The following is a 14,778-nucleotide window of genomic DNA, read 5'->3' on the forward strand; positions in this document are numbered from 1 at the left end:
GTCCTGGGGATCATGCTCGGCTTGCTGGTTCATTGTTGTTTTCTTCCTGGAGGTGTGGGAAGTGGCAGCCGTTGGAAAGCATTTATGGCAAAAAGATCCCGACACTCTCCAGGATTTTGCAGCTAATTGCGGGGCATCAACCGCAAGGTACTTTGCGCCGGTGTCACCCCCATTTGCGCCTTGTGGTACACCCCCTCGATATAGTCCTCAGCCTGATCGGCATAGTGTTTATCGAACAGCACGCCACTCTGCCCAACCGGGTTGATGGTCAGCGCCTGACTGGCATCGGCGAAGTCGATCAGGCGTCGAGTCGACGGGCCATAGGTTACCGGCCAAGGCGCCGGGCCGATCTTCGCTGAGAGGTTGTTGGGCACCTCATGCGTACCGGGCGCGGCGAAGGCGCCGACATTGAATAACAGGTTCAGTGGCTTCTGTAGCCCCAGCGGGTGGTTGTGGGTCAGGGTATGCGCAGTGCCCCATTGCCAGGCGGCTGGATCGTTGTCCAACGTTTCGCGCAGGTGGGCGATGCTGGCTTGCCAGGCACGTTTGACGGTATCTGTGCGATTGCCATGTTCGCTGCTGCCATGCTGGCCCCACCAGGGAGATTCGGCGTCGGCGGCCAGGCGTGGCAAGGCTGCGTCGATGGCGCGGGTGCTGATCATGGTCTGGAACCAGGCATCGCCCAGTTCGTCATGCATGGCCGCGTAAGCCAGGTCGTAGAGGAACTGGTTGAAGAGCGTGGCGCTAACCGAGTCCAGTGGGTAGTCACCGGTCCAGCTCGCCAGCTGTTCAACCAGTTCCTTCTCCCGATCACCACTGGCCACTTCACGCAGGGTCCCCAGTAATGGCGCCAGGGTTCGTGGGCCATAGTCGCTGACCGTGTCGAGTTGGAGCGCCTGGCTGTTTTGCGTATCCCATTTGGTCTCTGGATCGGCCAGGTGGCGGTCAATCTGTTGGCCACGGTCGGGAAGGTTGTAGTAACCCGGAATTGGCATCGCTGCCGGCGGCTGATAGTTGGCTGAGACGATGTAGCCGCTGGCCGGGTTCTCCTGCTGCGGGTTGGCGCTGAACGGGTAGAAGCCGAGCTTGTCAGCCTGTGGCGTACTGCCGTCGAGGATATACGCCGGGTTCACCCCATCCGGGCGAATCGGCAGCTGCGCTGCGGCCCACCAGCCGATATCGCCGCGGGCATTGGCCCAGACCAGATTGAGCCCGGGGGCTTGGACCTTGGCGGCAGCGGCTCGCATCTTGTCCAGGGAGTCGGCACGATTGATCTGGTAAAAACCGTCCAGGATCGGGTTTTCGGTTTCCAGGAAAGCCCACCACATGGCAATTGGTGTGGGCCCGGCATTGGTGCCGATCACGTCGTTGACGATCGGGCCGTGAGGCGAGCGGCGCAGGGTGATGGTCACTGGCTCTTCGCCCTTCACGGCGATAGTGTCCTGGGTGATGGTTAGGGCTTGCCACTGGCCGTTGATGCGGACCTGATCTGGGTTGTCCGGGTTGACCTGTTCGGCGATCAGATCGACATCGTCGTTCTGGAACATGGTCAGGCTCCAGCCGAAGTCACGGTTGTGGCCTAGCGAAGCAAAGGGATTGAGCGCCTGGTGATAGCCATAGAGGTTGAAACCAGGTGCCGACAATTCGGCTTCATACCAGACCGAGGGCACCGCAAAGCTGATATGCGGATCGCCGGCCAACAGCGGCTTGCCGCTGCGTGTACGGCTGCCGGATACGGCCCAGGCGTTGCTCCCTTCGTACTGGGGAATGCCGGCCTCGCTCAAGGCTTGCTGGCTGACTTGGGCCAAGTGCTCCAGGCTCTTCCAGTCCGCGGCTGCCAGCGGCGGGCGACTGTGCAAAGCCCCTTGCGGATTCCAGTCGAGGTCGAAGATCTTCAGGTACTCGCTACCCAACTGGTCGCGAACAAAGGTCAACGCCGGTTCAGTGCGAAAGGCAGCGGCAAAGCTGTAGGCCATGTAGCCGGCGATACTTAGGGTGTCCTGCGCGGTGAAGGGCCGCGCAGTGATGCCCAGGACATCGAATTCCATCGGTTTGGGGTGGCTGTCCTGCCAGGCATTGACGCCATCGAGGTAGGCTTGCAGGGCGAGCCAGGCGGGCGCTTGTTTGTCCTGACGTTCGACATAACGCTCGGCTTGTTCACGAATGCGCAGGTTACGGAACAAGGTGTCGGTGGGCAGCAGCTTGCTGCCGAGGATTTCAGCCAGTTCGCCACGGGCCAGGCGGCGGATGATTTCCATCTGAAACAGGCGGTCTTGGGCATGCACATAGCCCAGAGCACGGTACAGGTCGATCTCGTTGTTGGCCTGGATGTGCGGCACACCTCGGGCGTCATAACGCACACTGACCGGAGCCTGCAGGCTGGCCAGTGCTACCTCGCCCTCGCGCTGCGGCAACTTACCTTGCACATACCAGTAACCGCCACCAGCGACCGCGGCAATGACCACAGCGAGGAAGGTCAGGCTGCGCTTCATCAAGACTCCTTGTACTTTTTAGCGGATGTTGTGGTCCGATGATCAAGCTAAATCAGGACAGAGGATAGCCCCAAAGGAGGGAAGATGAATCTCAGTGAAAAACAGAAAATGCTCAGTGGCCAGCTCTACCACGCCAGCTGCCCGGAACTGCAGGCCGAGCAAATTGCCAACAAGCACTGGATGCAGCGCTACAACAACAGTGCCGAGCTGCTGAATGAGCAGCGTCATGGCCTGCTGGTGGAACACTTCGCGGCGGTCGGCAATGGTGCAGTGATTCGCCCACCGTTCTATTGCGACTATGGCTACAACATCAGCCTTGGCAGCAATGTCTTCATGAATTTCAACTGTGTGATCCTTGATGTCTGCCCCGTCAGCATCGGTGACGACTGTCAGATCGGCCCAGCGGTGCAGATCTATACGGCTGACCACCCGCTGGATCCCAAGGTCCGCCGCAGCGGCCTGGAGAGTGGCCGGCCAGTGAAGATCGGCAGCAATGTGTGGATTGGTGGCGGGGCGATCATCCTGCCGGGTGTCACCGTGGGCGATAACGCGGTGATCGGCGCTGGCAGTGTGGTGACACGCGATGTGCCGGCCCGAGCGACGGTGGTGGGCAACCCTGCGCGCTTGCGTTAAGGGCTCCAGGGGCAGTAGCAACCCACGGCCATGGTATGCGTGGCACTGACGGCGCGGCCCTGACTCAAGGCCAGCAGAATCGGCTCGATGAAGCTGTTGCTCGAGTTGCAGGTTGCGCCCTCGCTATAGGGGCCGAAGTAAGCCAGCTTGCCCTGGCGATCCCAGATCGCTACCGCCGGGCTGGCTGGCAGGTGCTCGGCACCGGGGAAATTGGCCAGCGGTTTGAGCGCACTGAGGGTGGTGGGCAATTGGCCGCGGCTACCGGGTTTCTGTACGACATAGAAATCCACACCCTGCGCGGCGAACTGTTCGATCAGCTCGGCCAGGTGTTGCTGATTGCCGACGTTGCAGGGGCACGCCGGATCCCAGAAGTGCACCAGGCGAATCGGCCCAGGCCCGGCGATGGTGGCTGGGAGTTGCAGGCGGTCGCCGGAAAACAGGGCGGTTTGGTTGTCGAAGGTGCGTAGGTAGCGGCTCTGGAAACTGTCGTAGGCCCACCACAAACCTGCCGCGCATAGCGCAACGATCAACAGGCCGAAAAGGGTGCGGGTGGTGGGCGCTAGCATGAGGGCAATATCCGTTAAAAGTCACCTAGCTTGCCATGCGGCTGGCGACAGCTGAATATCCTAGGTCAATATCTCGCCTTTGCTGTATGGAAAATCGTCTATGCCTGCGTCATTTCAGCCCGATTCGTTACGCGCCAGCTTGTCTGCGTTGGCGGCACGCCAGCCGTTGTCGAGTCAGGCCCAGGCCTACCAGCGCTACTACGGGCTGGATCTGCCGGCACGCAAGGAGACGCCGCAGCGTTGGCTGGGGCGTTTCCAGGCGGCGGGATTCGAGTTGGTCGGCCAGGTGTGGATGCCCGCGGCACCTGTGGCGACCCTGGTATTGCTGCATGGCTACTACGACCACATGGGGTTGTACCGGCATGTGATCGAGTGGGCATTGGATCAGGATTACGCCGTGATCGCTTGCGACTTGCCGGGGCACGGTTTGTCCAGTGGCGAACGGGCCAGCATTGACGATTTCGGCGCGTACCAACAAGTGCTGCAAGCGCTGTTTGAGCAGGGGCGTAGTCTCGACCTGCCGCAGCCCTGGCATCTTTGTGGGCAGAGTACCGGTGGGGCGATTGTCATCGATCATCTGCTGCACGGTGGCGCGCAAAGCCCAGCCCAGGGTCAGGTAATACTGCTGGCGCCATTGGTGCGGCCACGCGCGTGGCGCTGGTCGAAATTGAGCTATCGGCTACTGCGGCCCTTCGTCAACGGCATCGAACGACGCTTCAGTGAAAACAGCAACGATCCGACGTTTCTGCCGTTTTTGCAGGCAGATCCGCTACAACCGCGGCGTTTACCGACGGCCTGGGTCGGGGCGCTGGTGGATTGGGTCAAACGCATCGAGGCGGCACCGGTCAGTGCGCGGCGACTGGTGATTATCCAGGGCGAGTCGGACATGACCGTGGACTGGCCGTATAACCTCAAGGTATTGCGGGAGAAATTTGCCGCGCCGGAAATACTGCTGATTCCTGAGGCGCGGCATCATTTAGCCAACGAGCTGCCGGCGATTCGTCAGCGCTATTTCGACTTCATTGATCAACGCTTGGGCTGATCACTTCAAGTCTGAGGTGTTCTGGCCGACGGCCAAGCCTGCTCGAATGGCGGCCAGGGCCGCCTTGTAGTAAGTCTGGCCTTCAGTGGATTCGGCAAAGGTGGCGAATTCATCCAGCTCGGCATCGGACAGGTTGCGATACACATAGAGCAGGGTGTTGTTCATCTCGCTACCAATCTGTTGCATCAGGCGCTGGCGTTGGCCATCAAGCAGACCTTGAGCCTGGCCGCCGCCGAGCAAGCCGGGAATCATCTGGCTGAGGCTGTCGGCAGCAACACCGGCAATCGCCAAGCTGACTTCAGCACCGGCTTCGCGCGCTGGCAGGGCCTGGGCCAGGTGACCGATGATCAGCAGACGATTGTCACTGGCCTCCATCTTGGGCAGTCCTTTGGCGTTTTTGGCCAGCTGGTCACGTCGGGTAGCCAGCAACTCGGCGGCGACAACCTTGCGTCCCAACGGCGACTGGAAGAACACCAATGCAGGGCTAGGGTTGCTCAGGTTGGCGCGCAACTGTGCCTGGGCACGCCTGTCCATGGCTTTGGCCTCAAAGCGCTGGTTGCTGTTATTGACCAGCGCCTGATAAACGGCGGGCGGCAGGCTATTGCGATAGCGCTGCTGGGCGGCATCGAGGGCATCGGTAAAGTGGGCGCGCTGCTCGGGCCAGCCGGCGACCTTGTAAAGTTGGTCGAGGCTGTCTGCCCAGACAGGCGTGGTGCAGATCATCATCAGCAAAAAAAACAAACGGCGCATTCAGGACTCCTGTCGGCAGGGCGCTATTGTCTTGGCCTTGCCGGGCTTTGTCGAGAAGCCATTGCATACTCTCAGCTAAGTGGCGCTGTTGGTTTTCGCAGCAGATGGATACTATGCGCGCCATGCCCCTATCTCCTGATCACCCACTGCTGTTGCGCATTGTCGACGACCTGGCCTCCTGTGGCTGGTCGCAGCAGAATATCTTCCTTCCAGAGTCGTTGACCCTGGCGCTGGCGGCTGAGTGTCGTATACGTGCCGAGGAGGGTGAACTGGCTCCCGCCGCGGTAGGTCGGGGCGCGAGCCAAGAGGTTCGCGAGGGTATTCGCGGCGATCATATCCAGTGGCTGGAGCCCGGCCAGGCTGAGTGCTGTGATCAGTACCTTGAACTGATGGATGGCCTGCGTGAAGCCCTCAATCGTGGGTTGTTTCTGGGGCTTGAAGATTTCGAGTGCCACTTTGCCCTGTATCCGCCCGGGGCTTTCTATCGCAAGCACCTTGACCGTTTCCGCGACGATGACCGACGCACGGTATCGGCGGTGATCTATCTCAACCCGGACTGGTTGCCAGGCGATGGTGGGCAGTTGCGCATGAGCCTTAAAGACGGCGTGGAACACGACGTGGAGCCTATTGGAGGCTGCCTGGTGGTATTCCTTTCTGGTGATATTCCCCATGAAGTGCTGCCGGCTCGGCGCGAGCGGTTGTCGGTCACCGGCTGGTTCCGTCGTCGTGGCAATGAACCGTTCTAACCGGCACAAGGTGCTGGTCAGCGCCTGTCTGCTGGGGCAGCCGGTGCGTTATGACGGGCGCGCCAGCGGCCACCCTGATCTGCTGCAGCGCTGGCAGAGCGAAGGCCGGATCGTGCCGTTGTGCCCGGAAGTCGCAGGTGGACTACCGACGCCACGGCCACCTGCGGAGATTCCGGGAGGGCAGGGTCGTGATGTCCTTGATGGTCAGGTGCAAGTGCTGACGGTCAGTGGTGAAGATGTCAGTGCGCAGTTTCTCGCCGGTGCTCAGTTGGCGCTGGCGCTGGTTCGTCGCCATGGCGTTCGGATCGCAGTGCTCAAGTCCGGTAGCCCGTCGTGCGGTAACGCGCTGACCTATGACGGTACCTTCAGTGACACCAAGGTGGCGGGTGAGGGTGTGACCACTGCCTTGTTGCGCCGCGAAGGGGTGCAGGTGTTCAGTGAGCTGGAACTCGAGGCGGCAGAGCTAGCGTTGCAGCAGCTACCTAATGGTGGGGCTGTTGATTCGTAGCCGCTGCCGACAGGCTGCGATCGGGCGTGAAGCGGCCGTCATTCAGGCCTATTTCGACAGGCGGATCACGACTGCTTCGCAGCCGATCGCAGCCTGACGGCAGCGGCTACAGCTAACCAGACGGTATTACTGCTTGGGCGGCTTGCTGGCGTCCATTCCGAACCACTTCTGTGACAGCGCTGCCAAGCGCCCATCGGCCTTGATCCGCTGCAGGGCTTTATCCACAGCACTGTGGAATGCCGGGTTACCCTTCTGAAACGGAATCGCCAGGCTCACGATGGGCCCGACGGTAGCGCCTTCAGTCACCGGTTGTTGACTGTCGCGAATGGCATGCGGCACCAGCAGGCGATCACTGATGGCGGCGTCGATCTGGTCGTTAGCCACGTCCTTGAGCGGTTGACTGGCGTCCGGGTAGCTGCGCAGATCAACCCCTTCGACCCCGCGTGCTTGCTCGGCGAACTGACTACCCTGAACAACCCCCAGGCTGTGGCCCTTGAGCGCTTCGAGCGTGCTCAATGGGTTTTTCTGTTCCTTGCGCACAATCAGCTGGGCGCTGGAGTAACTGTAGGGTTCGCTGAAATCCAGGCGCTCTTTGAGTTCGTCAGTGGCGGCAATATGGTTAAGGGCAATGTCATATTTGCCGCTTTCAACACCAGGCAGCAGGTCGTCGCGAGTAGTGACCACGAACTGGGCACGCACATCCAGTTCTTTGGCCAGTTCCTGGCCGAGTTCAACTTCGAAGCCGGCCAGTTTGCCGTCATCCTTGAAGTTGAACGGCGCCATATTGGCCTCGATGGCAATGCGTAACTCGCCACGGTCGTTCATGTCATCGATCAACTCAGCGTGTGCCCACGGGCTGAGCAGTGCGGCAAACAGTATCCCTATGGTCAAGCGCATCTAAATCCCTTGTATTCGTTGGCAGTGAAAAACATCGCCGTAGCTTTCTGATGATGCCACGGTCGCGCGCAACTTAGGACAGCATCGACGCTAGGATGTTAGGCGCTGGAGGAAATATTTTCTGTACGAAATTTCGGATATTTTCTGATGCAATTGATCTATGGTTACAAACCATTGCCTCTGATTCACTGGCAAGGTTTAGAAACAAATCACAGGAGAAGTGAATGAAAAGCCTAGTTTCGCGTGCAGCCGTCGTCGGCCTGTTGATGGGAGTGTCGGCATTTGCTGTAGCCGCCGAAGGCCTGAAGAGCCAGGAGCCACCGAAAGACGCCAAGGTCTTCATCGTTTCCCCGGCTGATGGCGCGACGGTCGACAAGACCTTCACCGTCAAATTCGGCATCGAGGGCATGGAGCTCAAACCCGCGGGTGACCAAACCCCGCACACCGGCCACCATCACCTGTTGGTAGATGTCGACAAGGAACCGGTCGCTGACCAGGTGTTGCCAACCAGCCTGCTGCCGGAAAACAAGGCGCCACTGCCTGCCGGTCCGCAAGTGCTGCACTTCGGCAAGGCTCAGACCGAAGTTGAACTGACCCTGACCCCAGGCAAACACACGCTGCAACTTGTGTTGGGCGACAAGTTTCATGTGCCGTTCAAGCCAAGCCTTGAATCGAAGAAGATCACCGTGAACGTAAAGTAAACGGCGCAGCATAAAAAAGGGAGGCCACCAGGGCCTCCCTTTTTTGTTGCCAGAAAACCTTAGAACAGTACGCGGGAACGGATAGTGCCCTTGACCTGTTGCAGTTTTTCTTGCGCCAGATCCGAGTACTCGGCATCAACGTCGATTACTACGTAACCGACTTTCTCGTTGGTCTGCAGGAACTGACCGGAGATGTTGATTCCGTTTTCGGCGAAGACTTTGTTGATCTCGCTGAGCACGCCCGGAATGTTTTCGTGGATGTGCAGCAGGCGGTGCTTGCCTGGGTGTGCTGGCAGGGCCACTTCAGGGAAGTTGACCGACGACACCGAGGTACCGTTGTCGCTGTACTTGACCAGCTTCTCGGCGACTTCCAGGCCAATGTTGGCCTGGGCTTCGGCGGTGGAGCCACCGATATGCGGGGTCAGGATCACGTTGTCCAGGCCGCGCAGCGGGCTTTCGAACTGCTCGTCGTTGGAACGCGGCTCGACTGGGAACACATCGATGGCGGCGCCGATCAAGTGCTTGTCTTTGATCGCTGCAGCCAGGTGATCCAGCTCGACCACGGTACCGCGGGCGGCGTTGATCAGGATCGAGCCTTTCTTCATCGCGCGGATTTCTTTCTCGCCAATCATCCATTGGGTGGACGGCAGCTCAGGTACGTGCAGCGAGACGATGTCGGCCAGACCCAACAGCTCGTTCAGGCTGGTGACCTGAGTAGCGTTGCCCAGTGGCAGTTTGGTCAGCGGGTCGAAGAAGAATACCTGCATGCCAAGACTTTCGGCCAGGACCGACAACTGGGTGCCGATCGAGCCATACCCGACGATACCCAGCTTTTTGCCACGGATTTCGAAGGAATTGGCCGCGCTCTTGATCCAGCCACCACGATGGCAGGAAGCGTTTTTCTCAGGGATACCGCGCAGCAGCAGGATTGCTTCGGCCAGTACCAGTTCGGCGACCGAACGGGTGTTGGAGTACGGCGCGTTGAATACGGCGATACCGCGCTCGCGAGCGGCATTCAGGTCAACCTGGTTGGTACCGATGCAGAAACAGCCGACAGCGACCAGTTTCTTGGCGCAGTCGAAAACCTCTTCGGTCAGTTGAGTGCGCGAGCGAATGCCGATGAAGTGGGCATCAGCGATCTTTTCCTTCAGGTCGGCGTCGGGCAGAGAACCGGTGAGGTACTCAATGTTGGTATACCCGGCGGCCTTGAGGACGTCCACGGCGGATTGGTGGACGCCTTCGAGTAGAAGGAACTTGATCTTGCTCTTATCGAGAGAAGTCTTGCTCATCTGCGTAAACCTGTGTCCCGGAGAAAAATGGCAGGGAAGTGAAGCTCTCGCAGCATCGGCCTAAAGCACGATCAGCGGGGGGCGTATGCTAGCATGAGTACCCCCCGATACGCCCATCCCTGGCACGTGAAGAGTGCTCAGGGTGACTATGAATAGTTCGAGAGTTCTGTCGATGACCGATTCTGCGTTGCTTGATGAGCTGATGACCCTGGTTGAGCCCGGCAAGATGCTGACCGATGCGGCTTCCCTCGAGGCGTATGGCAAGGATTGGACCAAGCATTTCGCCCCGGCACCGCGGGCTATCGTGTTTCCCAAGAGCACCGAGCAGGTCCAGGCCATTGTGCGCTGGGCCAATCAGCACAGGGTTGCCCTTGTGCCGTCGGGCGGGCGCACTGGGCTTTCGGCCGCGGCGGTAGCAGCCAATGGTGAAGTGGTGGTGTCTTTCGACTACATGAACCAGATTCTGGCGTTTGATGAGTTCGACCGGACGGTGGTCTGTCAGCCGGGCGTGGTCACTGAGCAGCTACAGAACTTTGCAGAAGATAAAGGCTTGTACTACCCCGTGGACTTCGCCTCTGCAGGTTCGAGTCAGATTGGCGGCAATATCGGCACCAATGCCGGTGGTATTAAGGTTATTCGCTATGGCATGACCCGCAACTGGGTCGCTGGCCTGAAGGTGGTTACCGGTGCTGGCGATCTGCTGGAGCTGAACAAGGACCTGATCAAGAACGCCACAGGCTACGACTTGCGTCAGCTGTTCATCGGTGCGGAAGGAACCCTGGGCTTTGTGGTCGAGGCGACGATGCGTCTGGATCGTGCGCCGAACAACCTTACGGCGATGGTGCTCGGCACCCCTGATTTCGACTCGATCATGCCGGTGCTTCACGCGTTTCGCGACAAGCTCGACCTGACCGCCTTCGAATTCTTTTCCGACAAGGCCCTGGCCAAGATCATGGGCCGTGGCGATGTTCCCGCGCCTTTCGATACCCCGTGCCCGTTCTATGCCTTGCTGGAGTTTGAAGCCAGCACTGAAGAAGTGGCTAACGCGGCCTTGGCCACGTTTGAGCACTGCGTGGAACAGGGTTGGGTGCTCGACGGTGTGATGAGTCAGAGCGAGCAGCAGCTGCAAAACCTGTGGAAATTGCGCGAGTACATCTCCGAAACCATCTCGCACTGGACACCCTACAAAAACGATATCTCGGTCACTGTCTCGAAAGTGCCAGCATTTCTGCGAGATATCGATGCGATCGTCGAAGAAAACTATCCGGATTTCGAAGTGGTCTGGTATGGCCACATCGGTGACGGCAACCTGCACCTGAACATCCTCAAGCCCGATGCTTTGAGCAAGGACGAGTTCTTTGCCAAGTGCGCTACGGTGAACAAGTGGGTGTTCGAGATCGTGCAGAAGTACAACGGCTCGATTTCTGCCGAACATGGGGTGGGCATGACCAAGCGTGATTACCTCACCTATAGCAGGTCGCCCGTCGAGATTCAGTATATGAAAGCTGTGAAGGCGGTGTTCGACCCGAACGGGATCATGAACCCAGGCAAGATCTTCGCAGTTGAGTAAGTCAAAGGCATAAGAGCTTCCAATAGCGCCAGGAGTCGGTAATGAGCTATCAGCACCAGTATGTAGACGGCACGCGTATTCACTTTCCCCTGGGCAAAGTGGTGTGCATCGGGCGCAACTATGCCGAGCACGCCAAGGAACTGGACAACCCGATTCCGACTGAGCCCCTGCTGTTCATCAAGCCGGGCAGCTGCGTGGTGCCGCTAAACGGCGGCTTCAAGATCCCAGCCGAGCGTGGCTCGGTGCACTATGAGGCGGAAATCGCTGTGTTGTTGGGCAAGTCCCTGTCGCCTGAGCCCAGCGAAGAAGAAGTGCTCGACGCCATTTCCGGCTTTGCTCCGGCACTGGACCTGACCCTGCGCGATCTGCAGGCTGAACTCAAGGCCAAGGGCCTGCCGTGGGAGCGTGCCAAATGTTTCGATGGTGCCTGTGTACTGGCTCCCTTCGTTGCTGGTAGCACGTTCGAAGATCTGGCCGACATCGGAATCCGCCTGACGATCAACGGTGAAGTGCGCCAGGACGGTAACAGCGCGCTGATGCTCAACCCGATCGTGCTGATGATCCAGCACATGGCTTCGCAATTCACTCTGCAGGCCGGTGATGTGATCCTCACCGGCACCCCGGTGGGTGTCGGCCCGCTCAACCCGGGCGATGAGCTGGTGCTGGAGTTACCAGGCGTCAGCCGCTTCGAAAGCACAGTGCTGTAATCCCCGCGGCAGCCAGCACCGCTGGCTGCCGTGGCTATTGTTGATCCCGGTGGTCGGGTTTTGTCATTTTTTTCACATACGATCCGGATAATGCTTGCGGATCTGGCTCTGCGAACGTGCCGGTAATGTGTTATTAACTGGCAAAAAAAGAGCATCTATTCCATGGCCACTCCCGTCCCTTCGAGCAAATCCCTGTCGTCTGCGCGAAAGCGTGGGCTTGCCTTGCGTTGGTCAACCTGGGTGGTCGCGGCGGCGATCATTGGCTATGGCGTGGCCATTGCCATGCACTGGGATGACCGTGGGGTGTTGTGGTTGCAGGAGGGCTTTGAAAGTCCGGTTGAGCAAAAAGCCAGCATTTGGTTGCCGGACTACCTGGTTGATATCGATGCCAAGGTTTTGCCAGGCATGGAAGACGATGAAGCGTCTGACCTGACCTACAACCCGGTGAGCAAAACCCTGTTCGCAGTCATGGGCAAGAACCCCTTCCTGGTCGAGTTGAGCCTCGACGGCGATGTATTGCGCAAAATACCGCTGGTGGGGTGGAGCAACCCAGAAGGGGTGGCAGCACTTGAAGGTGGGCGTCTGGCAATTGTTGACGAACGTGATCACAAAATGACCATTGTCACCCTCAAAGCCGATACGCAATCACTGAATATTGCTGACTTCCCGCAGTACGACCTCGGTCCCTCGGAGAACCAGAACAAGGCTTTCGAAGCGGTCGCCTGGGACCCTCAGCAACAGCGCATTGTGCTTGGCGAAGAGCGCCCACCCGCATTGTTCACCTGGAGCAGCGACGGTCAGAGCTCATTGACCGGTGACAAGAAGCCATTGCCCAGCGAGGAGCTGGACCTGCGCAATCTCTCGGCCTTGGGCATCGACCCCCGTACTGGACACATGCTGGTACTGTCCGCTGACTCCAATATGCTGCTGGAGCTGGACGAGACGGGTGAGCAAGTCAGCTTCATGACCCTGTTGGGCGGCTTCAACGGTTTGAACAAGCGGATCCCGCGTGCCGAAGGGGTGGCAATGGATGAGCACGGTACCCTGTATATCGTCAGTGAACCGGATCTGTTCTACCGTTTCAAAAAGCCCTAATTTAATACTTGTCCTATAGTCGGGTTAAGTTTGGATTCAGCAGAGTGTGGTTAGATTCTGACTGCCACCTATCGAGTCCCTCTGAATGCGCCGCTACATCCGTCTACCCCTGATTGCTCTGGTTGTAAGCCTGATTGCCTTGCTATTGCTTGCTTTAGCAGGGCAGCACTATCGCCTTTACGAGCGGGGGTGGTTCAATCTCAAGGCCTGGTGGCAGCCCTTCGAGCAGAGTATTGGCCTGGATCAGTACCGGGTGGTACTCGAGGCGAAGACGATCGAGGGTCTGGATGACGATATCTCGGCGCTGACCTTCGATCCTGATCGCAACAGCCTGTTTACCGTAACCAACAAGCGTTCCGAGCTGATCGAGCTATCGCTGGATGGGCGCATTCTGCGTCGGGTGCCACTGACTGGCTTTGGCGATCCTGAGGCAGTGGAATACGTCGGCCCGAGCAGTTATGTCATTACCGACGAGCGCGAGCAGCGCCTGATTCGAGTACACCTGAGTGACAACACCCTATTCCTCGATGCCAAAGATGCTGAGCAGTTAACGCTGGGTATCGGCTTGAACGGCAACAAGGGGTTTGAGGGGCTGGCTTATGACTCGGCCGGCAAGCGTCTGTTCGTAGCCAAGGAGCGCGATCCGATGCTGATTTACGAGGTGCATGGCTTTCCTCATGAAAATCCGGAGCAGCCTTACGCGGTGCATGTGGTACAGGACCAGAAACGTGATTCGCGACTGTTTGTGCGAGATCTGTCGAGCTTGCAGTTCGATGAGCGCAGCGGCCATCTGTTGGCGCTGTCGGATGAGTCACAGCTGGTGCTGGAGCTGGATGTGAAAGGCAAACCCTTGAGCACGCTGTCGCTGCGCAAGGGCTTTCAGGGCCTGAAAAAGAGCGTGCCGCAGGCCGAAGGCATCGCCATGGACGATGCCGGGACCATTTACCTGGTCAGTGAGCCGAACCTGTTTTATGTGTTCAAGAAGCCGACCGAGTAAAGGTTGAGGGTGGCTGCGCCACCCATCGCCGGCAAGGCCGGCTCCCACAGGAGTGGGCGCGAGACTCAGTTCTTGAGGGTTTTCACGCCTTCGGAAGTCCCCAGCAACAGCAGATCCGCCGGCCGCGCCGCGAACAAACCGTTGGTGACTACACCGACAATAGCGTTGATCTGGCTTTCCAGCTCCACCGGGTTGATGATCTGCAGGTTGTGCACATCAAGGATGATGTTGCCGTTGTCAGTGAGCACACCTTCACGATAAACCGGATCACCGCCGAGTTTGACCAACTGGCGCGCGACATGGCTGCGGGCCATCGGGATCACTTCGACCGGCAACGGGAATGCGCCGAGCACCGGCACCAGCTTGCTGGCATCAGCGATACAGATGAACGTCTTGGCCACAGCGGCAACGATCTTTTCGCGAGTCAGGGCGGCACCACCGCCTTTGATCAGGTTCAGGTGCTCGTCGCTTTCGTCGGCACCGTCGACATAGAACTCCAGGTCGCTGACGGTGTTCAGTTCATATACTGGAATACCGTGACCTTTCAGGCGTGCGGCAGTCGCTTCGGAGCTGGCCACGGCGCCATCGAAGGCGGCCTTGTGCTGGGCCAGGGCGTCGATGAAGCAATTGGCGGTCGAACCGGTGCCGACGCCGACGATGCTCTTGTCGTCGAGCTTGGGCAAAATGAAATCGACAGCGGCCTGGGCGACAGCCTGTTTGAGTTGATCCTGGGTCATGCGGGCTCCGAAGCGGGGAGGAGTATCGTGAAGGCGCGTAGTATAGCG

Annotated in this window: 15 protein-coding genes; 9 read left to right on the forward strand and 6 right to left on the reverse strand. The window is 58.9% G+C overall.

The window, feature by feature from the left end; genetic code table 11:
- Positions 1-122: 122 nt before the first annotated feature.
- Positions 123-2,492 (reverse strand): penicillin acylase family protein, encoded by a 2,370-nt coding sequence (locus CX511_RS01655; protein WP_101293105.1) that lies wholly within the window; start codon positions 2,490-2,492, stop codon positions 123-125.
- 84 nt (positions 2,493-2,576) lie between these two features.
- Here CX511_RS01655 and CX511_RS01660 point away from each other — a divergent pair, with 84 nt between their 5' ends.
- On the forward strand, positions 2,577-3,125 hold the full coding sequence (locus CX511_RS01660) for a sugar O-acetyltransferase (RefSeq protein WP_045181130.1): 549 nt from the start codon (positions 2,577-2,579) through the stop codon (positions 3,123-3,125).
- Here CX511_RS01660 and CX511_RS01665 read toward each other — a convergent pair.
- A complete protein-coding gene (locus CX511_RS01665; RefSeq protein WP_045181128.1) occupies positions 3,122-3,691 on the reverse strand; it encodes a DUF6436 domain-containing protein in 570 nt (189 codons plus the stop codon). The genes CX511_RS01660 and CX511_RS01665 overlap by 4 nt on opposite strands.
- A gap of 100 nt (positions 3,692-3,791) precedes the next feature.
- On the opposite strand from CX511_RS01665, the gene bipL reads away from it, so the two are divergent.
- On the forward strand, positions 3,792-4,733 hold the full coding sequence (bipL, locus tag CX511_RS01670) for a phospholipase BipL (RefSeq protein WP_045181126.1): 942 nt from the start codon (positions 3,792-3,794) through the stop codon (positions 4,731-4,733).
- Here the strand turns inward: bipL and CX511_RS01675 are convergent, their stop codons facing one another.
- Positions 4,734-5,483 carry a DUF2059 domain-containing protein gene (locus CX511_RS01675; protein ID WP_045181120.1) on the reverse strand — a complete coding sequence of 250 codons (750 nt, stop codon included), beginning with the start codon at positions 5,481-5,483 and terminating at the stop codon, positions 4,734-4,736.
- Positions 5,484-5,596: 113 nt separating this feature from the next.
- On the opposite strand from CX511_RS01675, the gene CX511_RS01680 reads away from it, so the two are divergent.
- Together CX511_RS01680 and CX511_RS01685 are read left to right on the forward strand one after the other, a co-directional pair.
- The gene (locus CX511_RS01680; protein WP_045181117.1) at positions 5,597-6,229 is read left to right on the forward strand and encodes a 2OG-Fe(II) oxygenase; all 633 of its coding nucleotides are present in this window, start codon (positions 5,597-5,599) and stop codon (positions 6,227-6,229) included.
- A complete protein-coding gene (locus tag CX511_RS01685; protein ID WP_101293104.1) occupies positions 6,216-6,737 on the forward strand; it encodes a 2-thiouracil desulfurase family protein in 522 nt (173 codons plus the stop codon). Before CX511_RS01680 ends, CX511_RS01685 begins: the two co-directional genes overlap by 14 nt.
- Positions 6,738-6,863: 126 nt before the next feature.
- Here CX511_RS01685 and CX511_RS01690 read toward each other — a convergent pair whose 3' ends face one another.
- Positions 6,864-7,634, reverse strand: a complete 771-nt coding sequence (locus CX511_RS01690) for a transporter substrate-binding domain-containing protein (RefSeq protein WP_101293103.1) — start codon at positions 7,632-7,634, stop codon at positions 6,864-6,866.
- Between the two features lie 224 nt (positions 7,635-7,858).
- On the opposite strand from CX511_RS01690, the gene CX511_RS01695 reads away from it, so the two are divergent.
- The gene (locus CX511_RS01695; protein WP_045181111.1) at positions 7,859-8,335 is read left to right on the forward strand and encodes a DUF4399 domain-containing protein; all 477 of its coding nucleotides are present in this window, start codon (positions 7,859-7,861) and stop codon (positions 8,333-8,335) included.
- 59 nt (positions 8,336-8,394) lie between these two features.
- On the opposite strand, the gene serA is transcribed toward CX511_RS01695, so the two are convergent.
- Positions 8,395-9,624 (reverse strand): phosphoglycerate dehydrogenase, encoded by a 1,230-nt coding sequence (gene serA, locus CX511_RS01700; RefSeq protein ID WP_045181109.1) that lies wholly within the window; start codon positions 9,622-9,624, stop codon positions 8,395-8,397.
- A gap of 172 nt (positions 9,625-9,796) precedes the next feature.
- Here serA and CX511_RS01705 point away from each other — a divergent pair, with 172 nt between their 5' ends.
- From CX511_RS01705 to CX511_RS01720, 4 genes are all read left to right on the forward strand, one after another.
- Positions 9,797-11,194 carry a D-2-hydroxyglutarate dehydrogenase gene (locus CX511_RS01705; RefSeq protein ID WP_045181106.1) on the forward strand — a complete coding sequence of 466 codons (1,398 nt, stop codon included), beginning with the start codon at positions 9,797-9,799 and terminating at the stop codon, positions 11,192-11,194.
- Positions 11,195-11,235: 41 nt separating this feature from the next.
- A complete protein-coding gene (locus CX511_RS01710) occupies positions 11,236-11,901 on the forward strand; it encodes a fumarylacetoacetate hydrolase family protein (protein WP_045181103.1) in 666 nt (221 codons plus the stop codon).
- Positions 11,902-12,063: 162 nt separating this feature from the next.
- Positions 12,064-12,996: an SdiA-regulated domain-containing protein gene (locus CX511_RS01715; RefSeq protein ID WP_045181094.1), complete on the forward strand. Its 933-nt coding sequence runs from the start codon at positions 12,064-12,066 to the stop codon at positions 12,994-12,996.
- A gap of 85 nt (positions 12,997-13,081) precedes the next feature.
- Positions 13,082-13,993, forward strand: a complete 912-nt coding sequence (locus CX511_RS01720; protein WP_045181090.1) for an SdiA-regulated domain-containing protein — start codon at positions 13,082-13,084, stop codon at positions 13,991-13,993.
- A gap of 65 nt (positions 13,994-14,058) precedes the next feature.
- Here the strand turns inward: CX511_RS01720 and rpiA are convergent, their stop codons facing one another.
- Positions 14,059-14,730 (reverse strand): ribose-5-phosphate isomerase RpiA, encoded by a 672-nt coding sequence (gene rpiA, locus CX511_RS01725; RefSeq protein ID WP_045181087.1) that lies wholly within the window; start codon positions 14,728-14,730, stop codon positions 14,059-14,061.
- Between the last annotated feature and the right edge of the window lie 48 nt (positions 14,731-14,778).

The sequence above is a fragment of the Pseudomonas sp. S06B 330 genome (genome assembly GCF_002845275.2).
Classification (GTDB): domain Bacteria; phylum Pseudomonadota; class Gammaproteobacteria; order Pseudomonadales; family Pseudomonadaceae; genus Aquipseudomonas.

Coding starts and splice junctions, on each gene's coding strand:
- CX511_RS01655 (WP_101293105.1), bottom strand. CDS start 2,492: ATGAAGCGCAGCCTGACCTTCCTCGCTGTGGTCATTGCCGCGGTCGCT.
- CX511_RS01660 (WP_045181130.1), top strand. CDS start 2,577: ATGAATCTCAGTGAAAAACAGAAAATGCTCAGTGGCCAGCTCTACCAC.
- CX511_RS01665 (WP_045181128.1), bottom strand. CDS start 3,691: ATGCTAGCGCCCACCACCCGCACCCTTTTCGGCCTGTTGATCGTTGCG.
- bipL (WP_045181126.1), top strand. CDS start 3,792: ATGCCTGCGTCATTTCAGCCCGATTCGTTACGCGCCAGCTTGTCTGCG.
- CX511_RS01675 (WP_045181120.1), bottom strand. CDS start 5,483: ATGCGCCGTTTGTTTTTTTTGCTGATGATGATCTGCACCACGCCTGTC.
- CX511_RS01680 (WP_045181117.1), top strand. CDS start 5,597: ATGCGCGCCATGCCCCTATCTCCTGATCACCCACTGCTGTTGCGCATT.
- CX511_RS01685 (WP_101293104.1), top strand. CDS start 6,216: ATGAACCGTTCTAACCGGCACAAGGTGCTGGTCAGCGCCTGTCTGCTG.
- CX511_RS01690 (WP_101293103.1), bottom strand. CDS start 7,634: ATGCGCTTGACCATAGGGATACTGTTTGCCGCACTGCTCAGCCCGTGG.
- CX511_RS01695 (WP_045181111.1), top strand. CDS start 7,859: ATGAAAAGCCTAGTTTCGCGTGCAGCCGTCGTCGGCCTGTTGATGGGA.
- serA (WP_045181109.1), bottom strand. CDS start 9,624: ATGAGCAAGACTTCTCTCGATAAGAGCAAGATCAAGTTCCTTCTACTC.
- CX511_RS01705 (WP_045181106.1), top strand. CDS start 9,797: ATGACCGATTCTGCGTTGCTTGATGAGCTGATGACCCTGGTTGAGCCC.
- CX511_RS01710 (WP_045181103.1), top strand. CDS start 11,236: ATGAGCTATCAGCACCAGTATGTAGACGGCACGCGTATTCACTTTCCC.
- CX511_RS01715 (WP_045181094.1), top strand. CDS start 12,064: ATGGCCACTCCCGTCCCTTCGAGCAAATCCCTGTCGTCTGCGCGAAAG.
- CX511_RS01720 (WP_045181090.1), top strand. CDS start 13,082: ATGCGCCGCTACATCCGTCTACCCCTGATTGCTCTGGTTGTAAGCCTG.
- rpiA (WP_045181087.1), bottom strand. CDS start 14,730: ATGACCCAGGATCAACTCAAACAGGCTGTCGCCCAGGCCGCTGTCGAT.